Source organism: Microbacterium sp. Bi128, assembly GCF_918698205.1.
Genome location: NZ_CAKKMM010000832.1, coordinates 1 through 2240, shown reverse-complemented (window position 1 = coordinate 2240; position 2240 = coordinate 1). Strand labels below are relative to the sequence as shown.

The 2240-nt window shown below is 70.9% G+C and carries 2 protein-coding genes; both read right to left on the bottom strand.

What is annotated here, in order from left to right:
* Positions 1 to 223: 223 nt before the first annotated feature.
* A complete protein-coding gene (locus LQV45_RS26860) occupies positions 224 to 1672 on the bottom strand; it encodes an MFS transporter (RefSeq protein ID WP_230009791.1) in 1449 nt (482 codons plus the stop codon).
* 91 nt (positions 1673 to 1763) lie between these two features.
* The coding region (locus LQV45_RS26855; RefSeq protein ID WP_230009790.1) for an Lrp/AsnC family transcriptional regulator at positions 1764 to 2240 on the bottom strand (477 nt) is incomplete at its 5' end.

Here is a 2240-nt window from a genome sequence, read left to right as displayed (position 1 = left end):
GGCTGCCTGATCCCCGCGCGGAAACAGGGGAGCGCTGAAACAAAGGAGCGCTGGCGCACAGGAGTCCCGGCCGGATCATCCGGCCGGGGCTCCTGTGCAATGCTTGTTATGGTGCTGTGCCCGTCATGGTGCTGTGCCCGTCATGGTGCTGTGCCCGTCATGGTGCTGTGCCCGTCATGGTGCTGTGCCCGTCATGGTGCTGTGCCCGTCATAGTGCTTGCCGCTACGCGCGTTTGGTGACGGCGGCCGGGGCGACGGCGACGCGCGGCGCGACGGCCACGGCGGCGGTCCCGATCACCGCCGTCAGCGCGAACACTCCGGCAAACGACGCCGACGGCGCCGCCGTCGCGAACGCTGCGAACACGATCCCGGTGCCAGCGAGGGCCAGGGCGCCGCCGAGGGAATCCGAAATGGACATCGCCGAACTGTTGAAACCCTCGGTGTCTTTGGTGGAGAGTGCCAGGGTCATGACGCTCAGCCGCGGATACATCAGGCCCATGCCGCCCCCGGCGAAGATCCATCCCGCGATCGCGACCGCGGCCGGCCAGGCCAGCACCGTGGTCACGAGGGCCAGGACGACGGCGCCAAGGACCAGGGCCGATCCGGTCCGCACCGCCCTCCGGTGCTCCAGCCGGGTCCCCAGCCGGCCCTGGATGGCCGACGCAACAGCCCAGGCGATGGCGCCGCCGGTGAGCGTTAGGCCAGCAAACGTCGGGGCGAAGGCGTAGCGTTCCACGAGCAGGTACGGCAGGTAGACCTCGGCGCCGAAAAACGCCGCGGATGCCAGGCCGCGGGTAAGGATCACGCTCGGCAGGCCGCGCCGGGCGGTCAGCGTTCCGCGCGGCATGAGGGGACGGACGGCCAGGAGCGCGACGGCGACGGCGGCCGCCGCCAGCACCCCGCCGGCGACCGGTACCGCTGCGGACAGGTTCAGGCCCAGCACGGCGAGCGCTGCCAGTGCCGCCAGCGCCAACTTGGCAAGGCCTCCCGGCCGGCCGCGGGACCCTGGCTCAGCGGCCGGGGAATCTCCGTCGGCGCCCGTGCTGCCGTTCAGGCCGCGCAGGGCCGGGGCCGTCAGGAGCAGGGCCGGCACCACCAGTCCGACCACACCGAGAAAGACCCACTGCCAGCCGGCCAGTTGGGCCACGGCGCCGGCCGCGAACGGTCCCACGAGGGACGGGATGACCCAGGCCGCGGAGAAGGCGGCGAAAATTTTCGGATGCAGGACCGGCGGGTAGACCCGGGCAATCACCACGTAGAGGGCCACGGTAAGCCCGCCGCCGCCGAGTCCCTGCACCAGCCGTCCGGACACGAGGACCGGCATGGTTCCGGCGGTACCGGCGATGAGCAGGCCGAGCACGAACATGCCCACTGCGGCCAGGAGCGGCGCCACCGGCCCCTTGCGGTCCGACCAGCTGCCCGCGGCCACCATGCCGATCACCCCGGTGGCAAGCGGCCCGGCGAAGGCCAAGGCGTAGAGTCCCGCACCGTCCAGTTCCCGGCTGACGAGCGGCATGATGGTGGTCACCGCCAGGGACTCGAAGGCCGCCAGGAACACAAGCGCGCAGGCGCCGAGGGTCACCAGCAGGTAGCTGCGGTGGAAGATGCCGGCCGATTCCGGGACGGCTTTCGGACGGGATTCCTGGTGATGGGGCGGGTCGGTCTGGGGCACGTGCCACAGCTTACAACCGGACCCTCACAGCCCGCCCGCCTGTGGGCCTATCAGCTGGCCGGTGGGCCCATCAGCTGCCGGTCCGCCGCCGTCAGCCCGCCTCGTCGAACCCCTGGGCAGGAACCACGACGGCGCCACTGGCCCTGGAGTCCGGGTTCAGCATCCAGCCCACACGCTTGACGGTGCTCAGCATGACGACGCTTTCCACGAGCTCGATCCCGGGCACTTTTTGCTGCAGCGCCACCTCGATGTTCATGACGTCCGCCAGGGACTGCAGCCACATGATGATCACGAAATTCGTGGGCCCCGTGGTGGAGGCGCTGAGCCGGACGTTCCGCATGGTCCTCAGCTCGGCGGCGGCGGCCTCGTGCCGCCCGGCGGGGACGTTGACGAACCATTGGCAGGTCACGGGGAAAGCGGAGAGTTTCTGGGCCACCTCGCACCGGAATGACAGGATGCCGCTGGCGAGCACACGGTTGAGCTGGCGCTGGACGGTGGCCGGGTGCCTGCCGAGGCCGCGGGCAATGTCCGCCGCCGTGGCCCGCCCGTCCCTGGCCAGGAACGGCAG